Genomic DNA, 20,129 nt, shown 5'->3' with positions numbered 1-20,129 from the left:
TTTCGGCCGCTGGCCGCGGTCGTCGCCGTTGCAAACTAGGGGCTACTCGCCCCTAGTAACCCCAAAGCTGTTGGGCTCCATACAAAAAATCCAAGTCGCTCCGCTAAAGGATTTTTTGTGTTGCGCCGATTTCAAGGCCCCTCAGTCGCTGTGCGACAGCTCCCCGCAGGGGAGCGAGCGCCAGCAGATGCAGCTACTCGCCACGGCCCCTTCCCGTGAAAAAGCAAATCAGGAATGACCGCAGTCATTCCTGATTTGCAAATATAAAAATATTTTTCCGCTGAAAATGCCCAGAGTGAAACGGAGGGCATTTAAATGGTTAGGCCTGCGCTAGCACAGACAAAAAGAAAAAGCGGTGACTCGTGCAGGTTGAGTCATCGCTTTTCTTGCCCCTTGCGGGGCAGGCAGGGTAAATGATAAGAAGGTAAATGAAGAAAATAGCAATTTTAAGAACAAAGGTTTTGTGCTGAGCGAAGAACCGCTCGTAGAAGCCCATGTATCCAACGTAGTGCCTTTGTTGGATACAACATACCACTTTTTTGGAAGAATTACAAGCCCTTTTTTCGATTTTTCACCAATAAACGTGCGAAAAATCGCATTTTTGGAGAAACGCACAAATTCAACGAGAAGTTCCCGGCAAACTGACGAACAAGCATAAAAATGAGCCGGTGCGGCCCGGAACGGCGGCAAAAAAGACGCAGAATGCGACAGTTCTTTACAAGAACCGGTCCGTGTGCTAAGATGAATACATTCAATGGAAAGTCTGCCCTGCGAAGGGTGGGCGTATGTGTCCGGGCAGGATGGCCCGGCACGGGGAAAGGAGCATATCAATGGAAAATCAGGCGGTGAGCGGAACAAAAAAGCCGCTCTTCGGAGGGCGGAAGCCGCTGTTCACACAAAAGGAACTGCTGCTGCTGACCGGCCCGCTGCTGGTGGAGCAGCTGCTGGAAGTGACCGTGGGTATGGCCGATACCATGATGGTGTCCCGCTGCGGCGAAGCGGCCATTTCCGGTGTCAGCCTTGTGGACATGATCAACAACCTCATCATCGTGCTGTTTGCGGCGCTGGCCACTGGCGGCGCAGTGGTGGTAAGCCAGTTTTTGGGTGCGCGGGAGCAGAAGGAGGCCGATGCAAGCTCTGGCCAGCTGCTTTTGCTCAGCGGTGTGTTCGGGTTGCTGGTGGGTGCATTCTGCTTTGTTCTGGCCCGGCCCATGATCCGGCTGTTCTACGGTGCCATCGAGGCCGATGTGCTGGATGCCAGCGTGCTGTACCTGCGCATCATCGCCATCAGTTATCCGTTTCTGGCACTGTATAACGGCGGTGCGGCACTGTTCCGCAGCATGGGCAACTCCAAGATCTCCATGCAGATCAGCTTTTTGATGAACGTGATCAACATTGTGGGCAACGCAGTGTGCATCTTCGGATTTAAAATGGGCGTAGACGGTGTTGCATGGCCCAGCGTGCTGTCTCGTGTGGTGGCAGCGGCCCTTATCCTGCGCAAGTGCTACCAGAAGGGCAATGCCATCACGGTGCCCAAGACCACCCGGCTGGATGCAAAGATGACAAAGCGCATTCTGGGCATCGGCATCCCGTCCGCCTTTGAGAACAGCCTGTTCGAGGCCGGACGCATTCTGGTGGTGAGCATGATCTCCACCTTCGGCACAGTGCAGATCGCAGCAAACGCCGTGGCAAACAATCTGGACGGCATGGGCGTGATCCCCGGCAAGGCCCTCAGCCTTGCCATGATCACGGTGGTGGGCCGCTGCATCGGTGCGCGGGACGACGAGCAGGCTGTTTATTATACCCGCAAGCTGACGGTGTGGTCTTACATCGCAATGGGGCTTTCCAACGGTGCCATCCTGCTGTTTTTGCACAAGCTCATCGGCATCTACGCGCTGTCCGGTGAGACGATGGTGCTTTCTGAGCTGCTGGTACGTATCCATGCAGGCTTTGCCATCCTGCTGTGGACCCTGTCCTTCGTGCTGCCCAACGCCCTGCGTGCAGCCAACGATGTGAAGTTCACCATGATCGTGTCCATCCTGAGCATGGCGGTGTGGCGGCTGGGCTTCAGCTACCTGCTGTGCGTGCGCATGGGCTGGGGCGCTGTGGGCGTGTGGATCGCAATGATCATTGACTGGGTTTGCCGCGTGACATGCTTTGTGCTCCGCTTCCGCAGCGGTGTATGGAAAACCAAATATCAGGCATAACATAAAGAGGAGTATACTTATGAAACTGATCAGCTGGAACGTCAACGGCCTGCGCGCCTGCCTGACCCATGGCTTTGCCGAGAGCTTTGCGGCTCTGGATGCCGATATCTTTTCGGTGCAGGAGACCAAGATGCAGCCCGGTCAGGCGGATTTTGCGCCGGATGGCTACACCGAGTATACCTATTCTGCCGAGAAGAAGGGCTACTCCGGCACGGCCTGCTGGTGCCGTGAGCAGCCGCTGACCGTGACCGCCGGCATTGGCATTGAGCAGCACGACCACGAGGGCCGTGTGCTCACGCTGGAATACCCGGGGTTCTGGCTGGTGAACTGCTATACCCCCAACAGTCAGGATGGGCTGAAGCGTCTGGACTACCGCATGGAGTGGGAGGATGCTTTCCGTGCCTACCTGCTGGCACTGGACGCAAAAAAGCCGGTGATCCTGTGCGGCGATCTGAATGTTGCCCATAGGGAGATCGACATCAAGAACGACAAGACCAACCACATGAGCGCAGGCTTTACCGATCAGGAGCGCGGCAAAATGACCGAACTGCTGGACGCAGGCTTTGCCGACAGCTTCCGCGTGCTGCACCCGGACGAGGTGAAGTACAGCTGGTGGAGCTACCGCTTCCACGCCCGCGAGAAGAATGCGGGCTGGCGCATCGATTACTTCATCGTGTCCCGCCGCATTGCCGATAAGATCCGCGCGGCGGAGATCCACAACGAGATCTTCGGCTCAGACCACTGCCCGGTGGAGCTGGACATTGACCTGTAACCTGTAAAAAATGCCTGCTCTCCCGGAAAGAGCAGGAAAAAGGAGACTCTATGCTCAAAAGCTATCTGCTGGTATTTTTTGTTTCCATGGTGCCGCTCATTGAACTGCGCGGAGCCATCCCCATCGGGCTTGGCATGGGCCTGCCCATCCTGCCCACCTATCTGGTGTGCGTGGTGGGCAACATGATCCCGGTGCCGTTCATCTATCTGTTTGCACGCAGATTCCTGATCTGGGGCTACCACAAGCCCCTTATCGGGCCCATCTGCAAGTTCTGCATCGTCAAGGGCGAAAAAGGCGGCCGCGCACTGGAAGCCAAGGCGGGCCGCGGCCTTGTGGTGGCGCTGCTGCTGTTCGTGGGTATCCCGCTGCCGGGCACCGGCGCGTGGACCGGCACGCTGGCGGGCTCGATCCTGGATATGAAGTTCAAGGACGTGGTCAAGGCCTGCATGGGCGGCGTGCTGCTGGCGGGCATCATCATGGGTCTGGCCAGCGCGGGCCTGCTGGGTGCGCTGAGCACCCTGTTCTCGGTGGGCTGAGAAAAAAAGACTGTGTTCTGGCAAAGAACAACAATTGACAATGGCATTTTGCCGCTGAGTATGCTAAAATAAAAAGGTGTTTTGAAACCGGCGGCGCAAAGCTGCCGGACAGAAAGGAACGATAAGATCATGGATCAGGCACTGAATCAGAAAATCGACGCATATATTGCGCAAAACAAGGAACAGCTGCTGAAGGATATTGCCGCTCTGGTGGCAGTCAACAGCGTAGAGGGCACCCCGGAAGAGGGTGCACCCTTCGGCGCAGGCCCCCGTGCAGCGCTGGACAAGACGCTGGAGCTGGCTGCGGGCATGGGCTTTGCCACCCGCAACTGTGAAAACTACATCGGCTATGCAGAGCTGGCCGGCAAGGACCCTGAAAAGTATCTGGCGACCATCTGCCATGTGGACGTGGTGCCCGTGGGCAACGGCTGGACGGCCGACCCCTTCACCATGCGCATTCAGGACGGCTGGCTGCTGGGCCGCGGCGTTGCCGACGACAAAGGCCCCATGGTGGCTACCCTGTATGCCCTGAAGTTCCTCAAGGAGCAGGGCTATGAGCTGCGCTACCCCATCCGCGCACTGGCAGGCACCAACGAGGAGACCCACATGCAGGATGTGGACTACTACCTCAAAAACTACCCGGCTCCGGTCTTCTGCTTCACCCCGGATGCCGAGTTCCCGGTGTGCAACGGCGAGAAGGGCCTGTTCGGTGCCAAGATCGTCAGCCCGGTGTGCAACGGCGTCATCGTGGAGATCGAGGGCGGCGTGGCAAACAACGCCGTGCCCGACCGTGCAAGCGCGCTGGTCAGGACCGACATCTCTAAGCTGAAGAATGCCCCCAACATCACGCTGGAACCGGAAGGCGACGGCGTGCGCATCCGCGGCTGGGGCAAGTCCGGCCACGCAGCCATGCCGCAGGGCACCGTGAACGCCATTGGTCTGGTGGTGAACTACCTGCTGGACAATGGCCTGTGCAATGAGACCGAGCGCGCCTATCTGGAGGCCGTGCGCAAGCTGCACGCTTCCACCGCCGGTGAGGGTCTGGGCATCAACTGCGCCGACGGCCCCTTTGGCCCGCTGACCGTGATTGGCGGCCGCATCTACATGGAAGATGGCCGCATTTTCCAGACCATGGACAGCCGCTTCCCCACCTGCACCAACGGCAAAAAGATGACCGAGCAGATCCGTGCCGCACTGGGCGACGGCGCTGAGCTGCGCGATGTGACCGCTGCCGAGCCCTTCTATATTGAAGCCGACAGCCCTGCCATTCTGGCCTGCATCAACACCTACAACGAGGTGACCGGCGAGAACGCCAAGCCCTTCACCATGGGCGGCGGCACCTATGCCCGCCACTTCCCCTATGCGGTCAGCTTCGGCCCCGAGCATGTGGACCTGCCGCTGCCGGAATTCGGCGGCCCGATGCACGGTGCAAACGAAGCGGCACCCATCGACAAGCTGCTGGAAGCCGTGAAGATCTATATCATCGCGCTGCTGCGCCTTGAGGAGATCGACTTCTGATGCAGCCGATGAATGTGCTCGTCATCGACGGGCAGGGCGGGGGCCTTGGCAAACAGCTGGTGGCAGCCCTGAGCGCGCAGTGTCCGGAGGCCCGGCTCACTGCGGTGGGCACCAACAGTCTGGCGGCAAACGCCATGCGCAAGGCCGGTGCCCCGCGTGCCGCCACCGGCGAGAACGCCGTGGTGGTGAACTGCCGCAGCGCGGATATCATCGTGGGGCCCATCGGCATCGTCGTTGCGGACGCACTGCTGGGCGAGATCACGCCTGCCATGGCCACAGCCGTGTGCCAGAGCCATGCGACGCGGGTGCTCATCCCGGTGAACCACTGCGAAAACTATATCGTGGGTGTGCCGGAGCAGCCCATCAGCGATCTGGTGGCCGCTGCGGTGCAGAAGGTGAAAGCTCTCTGCGCCGGGGAAGGCTGCGGAAAAAGGGTTTATTGAAAATGCCCTCCGCTTGCGCTCTGGGCACCTTCAGCGGAAAAATATCTTATAATAGAGCAACAGCGGACAGCCTGCGGGCTGTCCGCTGTTGCATTTTCACGGAAAGGGTCCAAGAGGAAAACTTGATCTGTCTGTGCTTGTTTCCTGCGGAAACAGCCGCACAGCCGGGAAACAGGCCACTTCTTCATTGTGCCCGCTCCAGTGAAAAGGCAAGTCGGAAAATCCCGCAGGATTTTCCGACTTGCATCTAAAGAATATAAATTCCTTGAATAATGCCCAGAGCGGAAGCGGAGGGCATTCTGAATCGTTACGACTTCTGTCGTGCGGCGATCTGCGCTGCCGTGGGCGGGGTGTCGCCCTGCGCAGCGTTTTCCAGCGCGCCGAGGCGGCGGTCCAGATCGGTCAGGCGCTGGGCTACGATATCCGGCAGATCCTGCTGGTCCAGATCGTCCGCCGGGTTCACGGCCTTGTTGTTGATGCGCACCACCTCGGCGGGCACGCCCACAGCGGTGCAGTTGGCAGGCAGATTGCGCAGCACCACGCTGCCTGCGCCGATGCGGGAGTTGTCCCCGATATACACCGGGCCAAGGACCTTGGTGCCTGCACCGATCAGCACGTTGTTGCCCAGAGTGGGGTGGCGCTTGCCGGTGTCCTTGCCGGTGCCGCCCAGAGTGACACCGTGGTAGATGGTGCAGTTGTCCCCGATCTCACAGGTCTCACCGAACACGATGCCCATGCCGTGATCAATGAACAGGCATCTGCCGATGGTGGCACCGGGGTGGATCTCGATGCCGGTGCGGCGGCGGCCATGCTGGCTGACCCACCGGGCCAGAAAGAACCGCTTGTGCTGGTACAGCCAGTGCGCAATGCGGTGGTATACCAGAATGTGAAAGCCCGGATACAGCAAAATGACCTCCAGCACGTTGCGTGCAGCGGGGTCCTTGCGCTGGATATTCCGCGCGTCCTCCAACAAACCCATGGGAAAACCCTCTCTTTCCTGATTCCGATGAAGCTGCTCTGAATAAAAATCACGCCTCTGCCATGAAAACAGCCTCTGACTCTTTTGACCATATTATAATAGCACACCCGGACGGGAATGTACAGCAATATGCTAGGAATTGACATGACTAACCCTGAATCTGGCGGGGAAAAACTGCTTTTGGGTAGAGTAGCTAAAATTCCGGGAGGGAAGCGGCAAACCTTTTTGCAACAAAATATATGCGGAAGCATTGACACATTTCGCGCTTCTATGCTAAAATATTATGAAAAGATTCCAGACTTATAAAAGGAGACAGCACCATGCAGAAAAGCGCGATGTGCACCAAACTGAACAAGCAGTTCGCATCCGGTTTTGCCGTGGGTTCGTTGTTTCCTTTTTTTGTGGAATGAGCTTTTCCCTTTGCGGGGAAAAGTTTTTTTTTGCCCGTAAGCCGGAAAGCCGAACCAGACAAACGCAAATCAGGAGGGAACTGCGATGCTGCTTGTAAATGCTGTGAACACCGAAGGAAGACCGCTTGAGATTTTTGTAAAGGACGGCAGGATCGCTGCTGTAGGTCAGGAGCTGGAGGCACTGGCCGGGGAGAACGAAACGGTCATTGATGCCGGCGGGCTGACCGTGCTGCCCGCCTTTGTGGACCTGCACTGCCACTGGCGCACCCCGGGCTTTGAGTACAAGGAGGACATCGAGACCGGCAGCCGCGCCGCAGCCGCCGGCGGTTATACCTTCGTGAACCTGATGCCCAACACAAAGCCGGTGTGCTCTTCTGCGGCACAGGCGTTCATGGTGGAGCAGAAGGCTGCCGAAGTAGGCCTGTGCGATGTGAACCAGACCGTCTCCATCACCGAGAACTTTGACGGTGTGAGCATCGACCACCTCAAGACCCTGCCTGCCGGTGTGAAGTTCATCACCGAGGACGGCCACGGCGTGCAGGACAATGCCACCATGGCAAAGGCTTTCGCCATCTGCACCCAGAAGGATATCACCGTGATGAGCCACGCCGAGGATATGGAGATCAGCCCGTGGGACTACCGTCTGGCTGAGGACATTGAGACGGTGCGCAACTGCTGGCTGAGCGAATACTACCAGACCAAGCTGCACATGTGCCACGTGTCCACCCGCGGTGCGCTGGATGCCATCCAGATGGCAAAGCTGCGGGGGGCACCCGTCACCTGCGAGGTGACCCCGCACCACCTGTGGTTCACCAATGATACCTGCGATTACCGTGTGAACCCGCCCATCCGCACCGCCGACGATGTGCAGGCGCTGGTGGACGGCATCCGCACCGGCATCGTGGATGCCATTGCAACCGACCACGCGCCCCACTCCGAAGAGGACAAGCTCAAGGGCATGGCCGGTATGGTGGGCAGCGAGACCGCTTTCGGCGTCTGCTACACCAAGCTCTGCAAGCAGGAAGGCCTTCCGCTGGAAGTGCTGGTGCACCTGATGAGCACCCGCCCGGCAGAAATTCTGGGCCTTGCCAAGGGCCAGCTGGAGCCGGGCTACGATGCCGACATGGTGCTGGTGGATCTGGATACCCCCTACACCGTGGATAAGGACAAGCTGCACTCCAAATCTCACAACACCCCGTTCGACGGCGCTGAGCTGTACGGCAAGGTGTGCGCCACCATCAAGGGCGGCAAGCTGACCTATCAGGCAGAGAATTGAAAAAACAATATTATATAAGATAAGAATCAATAAGAGAGCAAACAGGAGGAACCCACAATGACCAACATGGATAAGCTTTACGAAGCAGTGGAAGCCCGCGGCCCGGTGTGCGTAGGTCTGGATACCGATTTCAGCTACCTGCCCGAGGACTTCGTGGACAGCACCCTGTCCCGCGGTGAGAACATCGTGCGCTTCAACAGGAAGCTCATCGACGCCACCAAGGCCGTGGCAGGCTGCTACAAGGTGCAGATCGCTTACTACGAGTCTCTGGGCCTTGAGGGCATGAAGGCCTACGCCGACACCCTGAAGGCGGTGCGCGAGGCCGGTGTGCCGGTGATCGCCGACATCAAGCGCGGCGACATTGCCAAGACCGCCGAGATGTACGCCATGGGTCACTTTACCGGCGATTTCGAGAGCGATTTCGTCACGCTGGCACCCTATATGGGTCTGGACTCCATCAGCCCCTACCTGCCCTACGCTGAAAAGCAGGGCAAGGGCATGTTCGTGCTCTGCCGCACCTCCAACGGCGGTGCCAAGGACTTTGAGTACGAGAAGCTGGCCGACGGCCGCCACGTCTACGATCTGGTGGGCGACAAGCTGAACGCTCTGGGCAAGGACTACATGGGCGAGCACGGCTACTCCTCCATCGGTCTGGTTATCGGCGGCACCCACATCGAGGAGGCCACCGAGATCCGTGCAAAGTATCAGGACAGCTTCTTCCTGATCCCCGGCTACGGCGCACAGGGCGGCAAGGCCGAGGACATTGCCCAGTACCTCACCAAGGGCAACGGCGGCGTGGTCAACTCCAGCCGCGGCATCCTGCTGGCCTATAAGAAGCAGCCGGGCACTGCCTTTGACGAAGCCGCTTACAACGAATGTGTGAATATGAAGGAGGCCATTGCTCATGCGTGCAGCCTGCTGTGAAGCCACTGTTCTGCGCAATGAGGTCATTGCCCCGGACATCCGCCTGCTGACGGTGGTCTGGCCGGACCGCGATCACGCACCCCACGCAGGCCAGTTCTTTACCCTGCGTGCATGGGGCGCAGACGAAGCCCCCTTCCTGTCCCGGCCCATCAGCGTGCACCGCTGGAACCCGGACAGCAGCACCATCGAGTTTCTGTATCAGGTGGTGGGCGAGGGCACTGAAAAGATCGCGCAGCTCAAAATGAAGGATACCTTCCAGCTCACCGGCCCTATGGGCAACGGCTTTGATGTGCCGGACATCCTGAGCAAGTACAAAAAAATCGCTGTAGTGGGCGGCGGCATCGGCACTGCGCCCATGTTCCAGCTCACCCGTGAACTGGCAGCGGCAGGTGTGAAGCCGGATGTGTTCTTCGGCTTCCGGGATGCCCCCTACTGCATGGAGGAGTACCGCGAGATCGCAAACCTTGTCAAGGTGTCCACCGACACCGGCGCGGTGGGCTTCCACGGCTTTGTCACCCAGCTGTACGACCCCGCCGACTACGACGTGGTGCTGGTGTGCGGGCCCACGGTCATGATGAAGAACGCCGCCCGCCTGTGTGCCGAGAAGGGCACCCCCTGCTTTGTGAGCATGGAAAAGAAGATGGCCTGCGGCATTGGTGCCTGCCTTGGCTGCACCTGCGAGACCAGGAGCGGCGAGGGCAAGAGCGTGTGCAAGAACGGCCCGGTATTTGATGCAACGGAGGTGTTCTTCTGATGGCTGACCTGAAAACCAACCTGCTGGGCTTTGTGATGAACAGCCCGGTCATCGGCGCATCCGGCACTGTGGGCTACGGTGTGGAGTACGAAGAGCTGGCAGACTTTGCCAAGATCGGCGGCATCTCCGGCAAGGGCCTGACCCTGCACGGCCAGTACGGCAACAAGGGCGAGCGCCTGTGGGAGACCCCTTCCGGCCTCATCAACAGCATCGGCCTGCAGAACCCCGGCGTGCAGCACTTCATTGACGTGGAGCTGCCCGAGATGCTGGAACTGAAGCAGAAGTACGGCACGGTGGCCATTGCCAACCTTGGCGGCCACAGCGAGGAAGAGTATGTGGAAGGTGCCTCAATGCTGAGCGACAGCGCAGTGGACATCGTGGAGCTGAACATCTCCTGCCCAAACGTCAAGGTGGGCGGCATGGCCTACGGCGTGAAAGCCGAAGCTGCCGGTGAGGTGGTGCGCATGGTGCGCGCTGCCTGCAAAAAGCCCCTGATGGTCAAGCTGAGCCCGCAGGCCGAGAACATCCCTGAGATGTGCAAGGCCGTGGAAGCCGCCGGTGCGGATGCCATCAGCCTGACCAACACCTTCCAGGCCTGCGCCATCGATCTGGAAAAGCGCCGCCCGGTGTTCAACAACATCTTTGCGGGCCTGTCCGGCCCGGCGGTGCGGCCCATTGCCCTGCGCATGGTCTGGCAGGCCGTGGGCGCTGTGAACATCCCGGTGGTGGGTCTGGGCGGCATCGCCACGGGCCGTGACGCACTGGAGTTCATCATGGCAGGTGCTGCGGCGGTGCAGGTGGGTGCCGCAAACTTTGCCAACCCCCGCGCCATGGAGACCATTGCCGACGAGATGGCCGCATGGATGGACAAGAACGGCGTGAAAACGCTGGACGAGATCCGCGGATGTGCCCGGAATGCTGAATAATCCGATTGATATACCAGCATAAATACTGATTTATGCGCATAAAAACAAAGCTACTGCATAAATTTGCAAATCACGCAAAAGCGTGGTACAATACCGTTCAAAAGACATTTTTATAAAAGAGAGGGAGAAGTACAATGAGTGAAGCACTTGAGATCCTGAAGAGCTGTGACGCGTTCCTGGAAGGTCACTTCCTGCTGTCCTCCGGCCGCCATTCCAGCGCATACTGCCAGATGGCTTATCTGCAGCAGTACCCCGACCGCTGCGCCGAGGTGATGAAGATCGTGGCAGATAAGGTCAAGGAAATGGATGTGGACGTCATCGTCGGCCCCGCGATGGGCGGTATCGTCTATGCCTACGAGCTGGCCCGCCAGACCGGCAAGCGCGCCATCTTTACCGAGCGCGTGGACAATGTGATGACCCTGAAGCGCTTCGCCATCCACCCGGGTGAGAAGTGCCTCATCGCTGAGGACGTGGTCACCACCGGTATCTCCTCTCTGGAGACCAAGCGCGTGATCGAAGAGAACGGCGGCATCTGCGTGGGCATCACCTGCGTGGTGGACCGCACCAAGCCCGAGGCTCCGTCTCCCATTCCCATCGTGGCAAGCGCCCTCAAGCTGGACCTGCCCAACTACGCACCGGAAGAGTGCCCCATCTGCAAGGAAGGCAAGCTGCCGCTGGTACATCTGGGCAGCCGCAAGATGAAGCAGGAAGCAAAGCAGACCCTGTAATGTGTTGAAACGAGGAAAACTATGAACGCATATCTTCTTTTGGCAAATGGCATGGTCTTTGCCGGCCAGTCGGTGGGTGCCGAGGGCGTCACCGTGGGCGAGGTGGTCTTTGCCACCGGCATGGTGGGCTTTCAGGAGACCCTGACCGACCCCAGTTACTATGGCCAGGTCATCACCCAGACCTACCCCCTTATCGGCAACTACGGCATGAATAAGGACGACATGGAGTCCGACCGCATCTGGGCAAAGGGCTACATCGTGCGCGAGGCCTGCACCACCCCCTCCAACTGGCGCTGCGAGGAAACGCTGGACAGCTTTTTGAAAAAGAACAACACCATCGGCATTGAGGGCATCGACACCCGCCACCTGACCCGCATCATCCGCGAGAGCGGTGTGATGAACGGTGCCATCCTGACCACCTTCGACCCCGCCGACCCGGCCAACAAGGCCGAGACCGAGGCTCTGCTGGCTCAGATCCGCGCCTACGCCGTCACCGATGCGGTGAAGAATGTTACCTGTGAAAAGCCCGAGGTGTTCAACCCGCAGGGCGAGATCCATATCGTGCTGATGCACTACGGTTGCAAGCGCAACATCGTGCGCTGCCTTGTCAAGCGCGGCTGCAAGGTGACGGTCATGCCCGCCTTTGCAACGGCAGAGGAGATCAAGGCCCTTGCTCCGGACGGCATCATGCTGTCCAATGGTCCCGGCGACCCGGCGGAACCCGTGGAGGTCATCGAGAACCTCAAGCACATCTTTGAGCTGAACATCCCCACCTTCGGCATCTGTCTGGGCCACCAGCTGAGTGCTCTGGCAGCCGGTGCCAAGACCATGAAGCTCAAATACGGCCACCGCGGTGCCAACCAGCCCGTGACCGACTTTGAGTCCGGCCGCACCTTCATCACCAGCCAGAACCACGGCTACGCTGTGGTGGGCGACGAGCTGCCCGCCGAGATGGGCGAGGTGGCACAGGTGAACGCCAACGACGGCACCTGTGAGGGCATCAAGTACAAGAAGTGGAACTGCTTTACCGTGCAGTTCCACCCGGAAGCAAACGGCGGCCCCAAGGATACCGAGTTTCTGTTCGACCGCTTCCTGAACAACGTTAAAGCAGCAAAAAAGGAGGCACGCTGAAATGCCGAAGGACCCTAGAATCAAGAAGGTGCTGGTCATTGGCTCCGGCCCCATCATCATTGGTCAGGCTGCGGAGTTCGACTACTCCGGCACGCAGGCCTGCCGCGCCCTGAAGGCAGAGGGCATCGAGACCGTTCTGCTGAACTCCAACCCCGCAACCATCATGACCGACCCGGATGTGGCCGACCATGTTTACATCGAGCCCATGACGCTGGAAGTCGTGGAGCGCATTCTGGACATCGAAAAGCCGGACTCCGTGCTGCCGAACCTCGGCGGTCAGATGGGCCTGAATCTGTCCATGGAGCTGGCCCGCTCCGGCTATCTGGACCGCACCGGCATCCGCCTGCTGGCCTGCAAGCCCGAGACCATCGACCGTGCCGAGGACCGCGAGCTGTTCAAGGAGACCATGGAAAAGCTGCACCAGCCCATCATCCCCTCTGAGGTGGTGGAAACGCTGCAGGACGCTCTGGCCTGCGCCGACCGCATCGGCTACCCGGTCATCGTGCGTCCGGCCTTTACCATGGGCGGCACCGGCGGCGGCATCTGCGAGAACAAGGCAAAGCTCATCGAGATCGGCACCAACGGCCTGCGCCTTTCCCCCATCCATCAGATCCTTGTGGAAAAGTGCATTGCCGGCTGGAAAGAGATCGAGTACGAGGTCATGCGCGACCACAAGGGCAATGTGATCACCGTGTGTAACATGGAAAACCTCGACCCTGTGGGCATCCACACCGGCGACTCGGTGGTTGTGGCTCCCTCCCAGACCCTGACCGACCACGAATACCAGATGCTGCGCACCGCTGCTCTGGATATCATCACCGAGCTGGGCATTGAGGGCGGCTGCAACTGCCAGTTCGCCCTGAAACCGGACAGCTACGATTACGCGGTCATCGAGGTCAACCCCCGTGTGTCCCGCTCTTCCGCACTGGCTTCCAAGGCCACCGGTTATCCCATTGCCAAGGTGGCTACCAAGATCGCCATTGGCTACACGCTGGACGAGATCACCAACGATGTCACCGGCAAGACCTGCGCCTGCTTTGAGCCTGCGCTGGACTACATCGTGGTCAAGTACCCGAAGTGGCCCTTTGATAAGTTCGTCTACGCCGACAAGTCTCTGGGCACCCAGATGATGGCCACCGGCGAGGTGATGAGCATTGGCAACAGCTTCGAGGCTGCCATGATGAAGGCGGTCTCCTCCATTGAGCTGGGTATGGACACCCTGACCCACAAGCCCTTTGAGGAGCTGACCGATGACGAGATCGTGGCCCACATGCATGTTCAGGATGCCGAGCGCGTGTTCTGCGTATACGAGGCCCTCAAGCGCGGCATCGACCACCAGACCATCTACCGCATCACCAAGATCGACTGGTGGTTCCTGGACAAGATGCAGCATCTGGCAGATCTGGAAAAGGGTCTTGCCAAGTGCAACGGCGTGCTGACCGAAGAACAGTACAAGACTGCCAAGAAGTACGGCTTCCAGGATAAGACCATCAAGCGTCTGGCACAGGTGGACACCCTGCCTGTGGAGAACTACCGCGCCGGCTTCAAGATGGTGGATACCTGTGCTGCCGAGTTCTCGGCCAACACCCCCTATTTCTACTCCACCTACGACGGCGACAACGAAGCTGCTGAGTTCATTGCCGAGAAGGAAGCCGAAGCATCCGCCAAGGGCGAGCCCAGGAAAAAGAAGGTGCTGGTCTTTGGTTCCGGCCCCATCCGCATCGGTCAGGGCATCGAGTTCGACTACTGCTCGGTGCACTGTGTGTGGACCCTGAAGAAGCACGGCTGCGAAGCCATCCTGGTCAACAACAACCCCGAGACCGTCTCCACCGACTTTGACACCGGCGACCGTCTGTACTTTGACCCGCTGAACCCGGAGAGCGTGGACAACATCATTGCCACCGAGAAGCCGGATGCCTGCGTGGTGCAGTTCGGCGGCCAGACCGCCATCAAGCTGGCAAAGCACATGGACGAGATCGGCCTGCCCATTCTGGGCACCCCGGCAGATGCCATCGATGAAGCAGAGGACCGTGAGCGCTTCGACGAGCTGCTGGAGCGCTGCAGGATCCCCCGCGCACCGGGCCGCACTGTCTTCAATCTGGACGAGGCTCTGGCTGCCGCCGACGAGATCGGCCTGCCGGTGCTGATGCGTCCCTCCTACGTGCTGGGCGGTCAGAACATGATCGTGGCCTACACCAAGGCGGACGTGATCGAGTACATGGGCGTTATCACCGAGCATGTGGACATGGATCACCCTGTGCTGCTGGATAAGTATATTCTGGGCACCGAGTGCGAAGTGGATGCCATCTGCGACGGCGAAAACTTCCTGATCCCCGGCATTATGGAGCAGGTGGAGCGCACCGGCGTGCACTCCGGCGACTCCATCTGCGTCTACCCGGCACAGCACCTGACTCAGGCCGAGATCGACACCATGGTGGATTACACCGGCCGCTTTGCCCGCGAGCTGCATGTCAACGGTCTGGTGAACGTGCAGTACGCAGTTTCCAACGGCAAGGTGTACGTCATTGAGGTGAACCCCCGTTCCTCCCGTACCGTGCCGTATATCTCCAAGGTCACCGGCGTGCCCATGGTGGATCTGGCGGTGCGCTGTTGTCTGGGCGAAAAGCTGGCAGATATGGGCTACGGCACCGGCCTGCACCCCAACGCACCTTATGTGGCCGTCAAGGTGCCTGTGTTCAGCTTTGAAAAGCTGCACGGTGTGGATACCCAGTTCGGCCCCGAGATGAAGTCCACCGGCGAAGTGCTGGGCATTGCCCCCAACTACCACGATGCCCTGCTCAAGGGCCTCATCGGCGCGGGCTACACCTTCAAGACCCCCGGCCCTGCAAGCTGCTGCATCTTCACCGTGAAGGACAGCGACAAGCCGGAGTTCGTGGATATCGCATGGAAGCTCAAGAGCATGGGCTACAAGCTGTACGGTACCTCCGGCACCTGCGCATGGCTCAACAAGCACATGGTGCCCTGCAACGAGGTGCGCAATATGTCCGGCGAGTCGCCCAACATCGTGGACCTGCTGCAGAGCGGTCTGGTGGATTATGTGTTCTCTACCAGCGCTAAGGGCCGTGACCCCAAGCGCGACTCCGTCCGCCTGCGCCGCAAGGCTGTGGAGCTGAGCATCCCCTGCATCACCGCAGTGGACACCGCCAACGCTCTGGTGGACTGCCTGCGCAGTGATCACAGTCTGGAAAATATCCCGCTGGTGGATATTGCCACCCTGTATCACCGCAAATAATTACCTCACGAATTACCCGTAAAATGCTTTTTTGCAGCGCCCGCCAAAACAGCGGGCGCTGTATTTGTGAAGGACGGAGAGAGATTACATAAGTTCGTGCGCAATAAATGACGTTTTGTGCGCAATCTGTCGCAAACAGTGTGTGAATTATGTTATACTCAACAACGCAAAATTTGCCAAAAGACGTTACTTTTGGACACTCCAGGAGGATATAGATACATGACCCGTTCCCAGATGATCGAGACTGTGGCACGCAAGACCGGCTTCACCGAAGCACAGGTCGAGACCACGATGGATGCAATGTTTGACCAGATCGCCGACTGCCTGCGCGCAGACGAGAAGGTGACCATCGCAGGCTTTGGCCGTTTTGAGATGCGTCCCCGCAAGCCCAAGGCCTACACCAACCCCAAGACCAAGGTTTCCAGCCGTCTGGAGTCCACCTCCATCCCCGGCTTCAAGGCCAGCGGCCGCTTCAAGCAGAAGCTGGAAGCAGGCAAGGCTGCCAAGACTGAGGAAGCTGTCTGATCCTCAAATCAAATGCAAAGAGCTGTGCCCTCCACTCGGGGCGCAGCTCTTTTTGTTTGTAACTCCCTCAGTTTCGCTTTTGCTCAACAGCTCCCTCGGAGAGAGAGCCTCGCCGTGCGGAAAAGTCTCCCTCTGGAAGGAAGGTGGCATCGCATTAGCGATGACGGAAGGAGTTCGTTAAGAACCTGCTGACAAGTGCGGCATTTCATGCTATACTGGGTTCAGAATATAAAATGACAAAGGAACGGAGAATCAGATGCTTTACAGTGAGTTGCAGTGCAGCGACGCCATCCACAAGGCCGTGGAGCGCATGGGCTTTGCCGAAATGACCGAAATTCAGGAAAAGACTATCCCCGTCATGATGGCGGGCTATGACGTGATCGCAAAAGCCCCCACCGGCACCGGCAAGACCTGTGCCTTCGGCATCCCGGTGGCGGAGCATATCTTACCGGAAAACAAGTACCCGCAGGCCGTGATCATGGCCCCCACCCGGGAGCTGGCCCAGCAGATCGCGCAGGAGCTGGAAGAACTGACCTATTTCATGCCCGAAGTGCAGGTGGCCTGCGTGTACGGCGGTGCCAACATGGAAAAGCAGGCAAAGCGCCTTGCCGAGGGCTGCCAGATCGTGGTGGCAACGCCGGGCCGTCTGATGGACCACTACAAGCACCATTCCATTGATATCTCCCATGTGACCCAGATCGTGCTGGACGAGGCCGACGAAATGCTGAACATGGGCTTCTATAAGGATGTGCGGCATATCATTGAAATGATGAAGGCCCGCAAGTCCCTCTCCATGTTCTCGGCCACCATCAGCCGCGAGGTAATGGACATCGGCTGGCTGTACCAGCACAACGCCGAGGAAATCACCGTCCAGCCCAAGGAAGAAAGCCAGCCCAAGATCACCCAGTATATGCTGGAGACCTCCGGCCGCAACAAGCTTTCCGACCTTGCACAGATCATCATTGGTGAGAACTACAAGCGTGTGATGGTGTTCTGCGATACCAAGTTCAACACTGCCACTCTGGCCAACCAGCTGGCACGGCTGGGCTTCTCGGTGGACTGTCTCCACGGCGACCTCTCCCAGAAGGAGCGCAACCAGATCATGCAGAACTTCCGGGACGGCAAGCTGGCCATTCTGGTAGCCACCGACGTTGCCGCCCGCGGCATCGATGTTTCGGATGTGGATGCCGTGATCAATTACGATGTGCCCAGTGAGAACGAACATTACACCCACCGCATCGGCCGCACCGGCCGTGCCAAAAAGGAGGGCGTGAGCTACCTGTTCTATGTGCCGGAGGAGAAAAAGCGGGTGCAGGAACTGCTGCGCCTGACCCGCAATACCGACCTGTGCACCCCGGTGCACTTCGACTTCAACCATGAGCACATTGTGGTGGAGAAAAAGCAGGACAGCGCCGACCGGTTCCAGATCAAGTGCTACTTCTGATAAAATAAGAACTCCTTCAGTCTCGCATTCGCTCGCCAGCTCCCTCAAGGAGGGAGCCTTTGGCAGTGCGGCAAAGTTTTATGTTTTGCCAAAGGCCCCATCTCCGAGGGGGCTGTCTGCGAAGCAGACTGGGGGAGTCTCACTTTTCTATTAAAATCTATTGACCTTCCCCTTTCTGGAAGGTGTAACATAGGCACGTAAGGAGGCACCGGAGCCATGAAGATCAACGAAGTGGAAGCCGCTGTGGGCGTGACCAAAAAGAACATCCGCTTTTACGAGGAGGAGGGGCTTATTACCCCCAGCCGCGAGCCGGGCAACGGCTACCGCAGCTACTCGCAGGCGGACGTGGAACGCCTGCGCCGCATCAAGCTGCTGCGCAAGCTGGATGTGCCGCTGGCCGAGATCCGGGAAATGCTGGAAGGGCAGAAGACGCTGGCCGAGGGAATGGCCCAGCAGCTGGAACGTCTGAGCACCCGCCGCAAGGATCTGGACGAAGCCATCGGCTTCTGTACCGTATTGGAAAAGGCTTCCGGAAACCTTGAAGAACTGGATGTGGAGCAGACGCTTGCGCGCCTTGCTGCACGGGAGGAACAGGGAGTGACCTTTGTGAACATTGAACGCACAGACCGAAAAGGCGAGCGCATCCGCGGTGCCTGTATCGGCGCTGCCCTTTTTGTGGCGCTGATGGCTTTTGTGATCGCAACGATGGCGTGGGCCTTTTACAGCGACCCGCAGGAAGCGCCGCCGCTGCCGCTGCTCATCGTATTGTTCGGCATCCCGGTGGGGTGCATTGTGGGCACGCTGAAGGTGTTGCTGGAACGCATTGAAGAGATCGGAAAGGGAGAAGAAGATGCTTATCGTAACTATTAACGAAGTGCCCGGCAAAAAGCTGGAAGCGCTGGGCGTGGTGCGCGGCAGCACGGTGCAGAGCCGCAATCTGGGCCACGATCTGATGGCGGGGTTCCGCACGCTGGTGGGCGGTGAAGTGACCGACTACGCGGATATGCTCACCGAAGCCCGGCAGATCGCCACAGGACGCATGGTCAAGGATGCAGAGGCCCTTGGTGCGGATGCAGTTGTAGGGATGCGCTACGCTTCCGCCAGCGTCATGCAGGGCGCAGCAGAGGTCATTGCTTATGGAACGGCGGTGAAGTTCGTATGACCACAAAAGAAAAGCAGGGCTTCGGCCTTTATTTCCTGTTAGCATTTGGTCTGGCATGGCTGTGTCAGGTCGGCGGCTGCATGGCGCTGCTGCAAAAGCAGAATGCCGTGCTGTATCAGTTGGCGCTGGTCGCCACCATGCTCTGCCCGCTGCTGGCGGTGCTGCTGGTGCAAAAGGTCTTTCTGCGCCAGCCCACCGGCATCGGCTGGAAGGTGCAGGGCAAGCGCCGCTACTGGCTGGCGGCGTGGTTCGGCCCGGCGTTATTTACGGTGCTGGCCGCAGTGCTCTATTTTGCGGTGTTCCCGCATCGACTGGACCTCTCCGGCAGCTGGCTGGCAGCGGCCTACGGCGGCGAGATGGACGCTCAGACCCTGCGCAGGGAGCTGGGCGTATCCAACCTCAGCTACATGCTGGAAACAGGTCTGTTCGCGGTCACGCTGGCTCCGGTCATCAATATGTTCGCAGCTTTGGGCGAGGAAGCCGGATGGCGCGGGTATATGATGCCTCACCTGAAGAAGCAGCTCGGCCTGCTCAACGGCCGCCTGCTGGGCGGCGTGATCTGGGGTGTCTGGCACTGGCCGCTGATGCTGCTGGTAGGCTACGAATACGGCACCAACTACTTGGGCGCGCCAGTGCTGGGCCTTTTCGTGTGGTGCATAGTCTGCTTTGCGCTCAATACCCTGTTGGACTGGCTCTATGAAAAGACTGGGTGCATCTGGGTGCCGTCCATTGCGCACGGCGCGTTCAATGCGGTGGCAGCGCTGTTTGTGGTTTTGACGAACCCGGCAGACAGCTATTACAATGTATTGGGTCCGGCACCCATTGGCCTGATCGGAATGCTGCCCATGCTGGCTGCTGCAGTCTGGCTGACCCTGCGAAGATCCTGAAAACCTGAATACTTCCGGGAGAGGACTCTTCCGCTTTTGCCGCCGCAGCTGCAATGCAGCTGCGGCGCAGTTTTTCCTGCGGCCTGCTGCTGTTTTGGGGTGCACGCAAAAAAGAATGGAAAAAATCTGTCAAAAAGTGTTGACAAGGAGGCGAGGGTGTGGTATTATACTTGAGCGCCAAGCGCTGAGACAAAAGAATGACTTCCAAAGCCTCAGCAGGAAGCCCTTGAAAAGAACCAATAGACGCTGAAAAG

Annotated in this window: 18 protein-coding genes; 17 read left to right on the top strand and 1 reads right to left on the bottom strand. The window is 58.9% G+C overall.

Annotated elements, in window-relative coordinates; all coding sequences use genetic code 11:
- Positions 1–830 precede the first annotated feature (830 nt).
- The 5 genes from QZL71_RS11255 to QZL71_RS11235 all read left to right on the top strand — a co-directional run bounded on the left by QZL71_RS11255 (position 831) and on the right by QZL71_RS11235 (position 5,476).
- The gene (locus QZL71_RS11255; protein ID WP_294648833.1) at positions 831–2,207 is read left to right on the top strand and encodes an MATE family efflux transporter; all 1,377 of its coding nucleotides are present in this window, start codon (positions 831–833) and stop codon (positions 2,205–2,207) included.
- 19 nt (positions 2,208–2,226) lie between these two features.
- Entirely contained in the window at positions 2,227–2,979 is a 753-nt protein-coding gene (locus QZL71_RS11250) for an exodeoxyribonuclease III (protein WP_097781367.1), read from the top strand.
- A gap of 50 nt (positions 2,980–3,029) precedes the next feature.
- On the top strand, positions 3,030–3,515 hold the full coding sequence (locus tag QZL71_RS11245) for a COG2426 family protein (protein ID WP_294648831.1): 486 nt from the start codon (positions 3,030–3,032) through the stop codon (positions 3,513–3,515).
- 129 nt (positions 3,516–3,644) lie between these two features.
- Positions 3,645–5,033 carry a Sapep family Mn(2+)-dependent dipeptidase gene (locus tag QZL71_RS11240; RefSeq protein WP_294648829.1) on the top strand — a complete coding sequence of 463 codons (1,389 nt, stop codon included), beginning with the start codon at positions 3,645–3,647 and terminating at the stop codon, positions 5,031–5,033.
- Between the two features lie 8 nt (positions 5,034–5,041).
- Positions 5,042–5,476 carry a DUF3842 family protein gene (locus QZL71_RS11235; RefSeq protein ID WP_294648835.1) on the top strand — a complete coding sequence of 145 codons (435 nt, stop codon included), beginning with the start codon at positions 5,042–5,044 and terminating at the stop codon, positions 5,474–5,476.
- A gap of 307 nt (positions 5,477–5,783) precedes the next feature.
- On the opposite strand, the gene epsC is transcribed toward QZL71_RS11235, so the two are convergent.
- Positions 5,784–6,455, bottom strand: coding sequence for a serine O-acetyltransferase EpsC (gene epsC / locus QZL71_RS11230; RefSeq protein WP_005944190.1), 672 nt, complete (start codon positions 6,453–6,455; stop codon positions 5,784–5,786).
- 495 nt (positions 6,456–6,950) lie between these two features.
- On the opposite strand from epsC, the gene QZL71_RS11225 reads away from it, so the two are divergent.
- From QZL71_RS11225 to QZL71_RS11170, 12 genes are all read left to right on the top strand, one after another.
- The gene (locus QZL71_RS11225; protein ID WP_223388189.1) at positions 6,951–8,141 is read left to right on the top strand and encodes a dihydroorotase; all 1,191 of its coding nucleotides are present in this window, start codon (positions 6,951–6,953) and stop codon (positions 8,139–8,141) included.
- 57 nt (positions 8,142–8,198) lie between these two features.
- On the top strand, positions 8,199–9,065 hold the full coding sequence (pyrF, locus tag QZL71_RS11220) for an orotidine-5'-phosphate decarboxylase (protein WP_005944198.1): 867 nt from the start codon (positions 8,199–8,201) through the stop codon (positions 9,063–9,065).
- A complete protein-coding gene (locus QZL71_RS11215; protein ID WP_207698915.1) occupies positions 9,046–9,819 on the top strand; it encodes a dihydroorotate dehydrogenase electron transfer subunit in 774 nt (257 codons plus the stop codon). Before pyrF ends, QZL71_RS11215 begins: the two co-directional genes overlap by 20 nt.
- Positions 9,819–10,745, top strand: coding sequence for a dihydroorotate dehydrogenase (locus QZL71_RS11210; protein ID WP_294648827.1), 927 nt, complete (start codon positions 9,819–9,821; stop codon positions 10,743–10,745). Before QZL71_RS11215 ends, QZL71_RS11210 begins: the two co-directional genes overlap by 1 nt.
- A gap of 134 nt (positions 10,746–10,879) precedes the next feature.
- Entirely contained in the window at positions 10,880–11,473 is a 594-nt protein-coding gene (gene pyrE / locus QZL71_RS11205; protein WP_294648825.1) for an orotate phosphoribosyltransferase, read from the top strand.
- 21 nt (positions 11,474–11,494) lie between these two features.
- Positions 11,495–12,604 (top strand): carbamoyl phosphate synthase small subunit, encoded by a 1,110-nt coding sequence (locus QZL71_RS11200; RefSeq protein ID WP_294648823.1) that lies wholly within the window; start codon positions 11,495–11,497, stop codon positions 12,602–12,604.
- 1 nt (position 12,605) lies between these two features.
- Positions 12,606–15,857 (top strand): carbamoyl-phosphate synthase large subunit, encoded by a 3,252-nt coding sequence (gene carB / locus QZL71_RS11195; protein ID WP_294648821.1) that lies wholly within the window; start codon positions 12,606–12,608, stop codon positions 15,855–15,857.
- 219 nt (positions 15,858–16,076) lie between these two features.
- The gene (locus QZL71_RS11190; protein ID WP_005944215.1) at positions 16,077–16,382 is read left to right on the top strand and encodes an HU family DNA-binding protein; all 306 of its coding nucleotides are present in this window, start codon (positions 16,077–16,079) and stop codon (positions 16,380–16,382) included.
- 256 nt (positions 16,383–16,638) lie between these two features.
- Positions 16,639–17,826, top strand: coding sequence for a DEAD/DEAH box helicase (locus tag QZL71_RS11185; RefSeq protein WP_005944218.1), 1,188 nt, complete (start codon positions 16,639–16,641; stop codon positions 17,824–17,826).
- 216 nt (positions 17,827–18,042) lie between these two features.
- On the top strand, positions 18,043–18,696 hold the full coding sequence (locus QZL71_RS11180) for a MerR family transcriptional regulator (RefSeq protein WP_005944220.1): 654 nt from the start codon (positions 18,043–18,045) through the stop codon (positions 18,694–18,696).
- Positions 18,677–18,988 (top strand): heavy metal-binding domain-containing protein, encoded by a 312-nt coding sequence (locus tag QZL71_RS11175; protein WP_005944222.1) that lies wholly within the window; start codon positions 18,677–18,679, stop codon positions 18,986–18,988. Before QZL71_RS11180 ends, QZL71_RS11175 begins: the two co-directional genes overlap by 20 nt.
- Positions 18,985–19,875, top strand: a complete 891-nt coding sequence (locus QZL71_RS11170; protein ID WP_005944224.1) for a CPBP family intramembrane glutamic endopeptidase — start codon at positions 18,985–18,987, stop codon at positions 19,873–19,875. The genes QZL71_RS11175 and QZL71_RS11170 overlap by 4 nt, the downstream gene beginning before the upstream one ends.
- Positions 19,876–20,129 lie beyond the last annotated feature (254 nt).

The sequence above is a fragment of the uncultured Faecalibacterium sp. genome (assembly GCF_900066275.1).
GTDB classification, from domain to species: Bacteria; Bacillota; Clostridia; order Oscillospirales; family Ruminococcaceae; genus Faecalibacterium; species Faecalibacterium taiwanense.
Note: the sequence above shows the minus strand (reverse complement) of the source record. Positions and strands in the feature narration are given on the sequence as shown.

Excerpts from the sequence above, each read along its gene's own strand:
- QZL71_RS11255 (WP_294648833.1), top strand. The coding sequence starts at position 831 with ATGGAAAATCAGGCGGTGAGCGGAACAAAAAAGCCGCTCTTCGGAGGG.
- QZL71_RS11250 (WP_097781367.1), top strand. The coding sequence starts at position 2,227 with ATGAAACTGATCAGCTGGAACGTCAACGGCCTGCGCGCCTGCCTGACC.
- QZL71_RS11245 (WP_294648831.1), top strand. The coding sequence starts at position 3,030 with ATGCTCAAAAGCTATCTGCTGGTATTTTTTGTTTCCATGGTGCCGCTC.
- QZL71_RS11240 (WP_294648829.1), top strand. The coding sequence starts at position 3,645 with ATGGATCAGGCACTGAATCAGAAAATCGACGCATATATTGCGCAAAAC.
- QZL71_RS11235 (WP_294648835.1), top strand. The coding sequence starts at position 5,042 with ATGAATGTGCTCGTCATCGACGGGCAGGGCGGGGGCCTTGGCAAACAG.
- epsC (WP_005944190.1), bottom strand. The coding sequence starts at position 6,455 with ATGGGTTTGTTGGAGGACGCGCGGAATATCCAGCGCAAGGACCCCGCT.
- QZL71_RS11225 (WP_223388189.1), top strand. The coding sequence starts at position 6,951 with ATGCTGCTTGTAAATGCTGTGAACACCGAAGGAAGACCGCTTGAGATT.
- pyrF (WP_005944198.1), top strand. The coding sequence starts at position 8,199 with ATGACCAACATGGATAAGCTTTACGAAGCAGTGGAAGCCCGCGGCCCG.
- QZL71_RS11215 (WP_207698915.1), top strand. The coding sequence starts at position 9,046 with ATGCGTGCAGCCTGCTGTGAAGCCACTGTTCTGCGCAATGAGGTCATT.
- QZL71_RS11210 (WP_294648827.1), top strand. The coding sequence starts at position 9,819 with ATGGCTGACCTGAAAACCAACCTGCTGGGCTTTGTGATGAACAGCCCG.
- pyrE (WP_294648825.1), top strand. The coding sequence starts at position 10,880 with ATGAGTGAAGCACTTGAGATCCTGAAGAGCTGTGACGCGTTCCTGGAA.
- QZL71_RS11200 (WP_294648823.1), top strand. The coding sequence starts at position 11,495 with ATGAACGCATATCTTCTTTTGGCAAATGGCATGGTCTTTGCCGGCCAG.
- carB (WP_294648821.1), top strand. The coding sequence starts at position 12,606 with ATGCCGAAGGACCCTAGAATCAAGAAGGTGCTGGTCATTGGCTCCGGC.
- QZL71_RS11190 (WP_005944215.1), top strand. The coding sequence starts at position 16,077 with ATGACCCGTTCCCAGATGATCGAGACTGTGGCACGCAAGACCGGCTTC.
- QZL71_RS11185 (WP_005944218.1), top strand. The coding sequence starts at position 16,639 with ATGCTTTACAGTGAGTTGCAGTGCAGCGACGCCATCCACAAGGCCGTG.
- QZL71_RS11180 (WP_005944220.1), top strand. The coding sequence starts at position 18,043 with ATGAAGATCAACGAAGTGGAAGCCGCTGTGGGCGTGACCAAAAAGAAC.
- QZL71_RS11175 (WP_005944222.1), top strand. The coding sequence starts at position 18,677 with ATGCTTATCGTAACTATTAACGAAGTGCCCGGCAAAAAGCTGGAAGCG.
- QZL71_RS11170 (WP_005944224.1), top strand. The coding sequence starts at position 18,985 with ATGACCACAAAAGAAAAGCAGGGCTTCGGCCTTTATTTCCTGTTAGCA.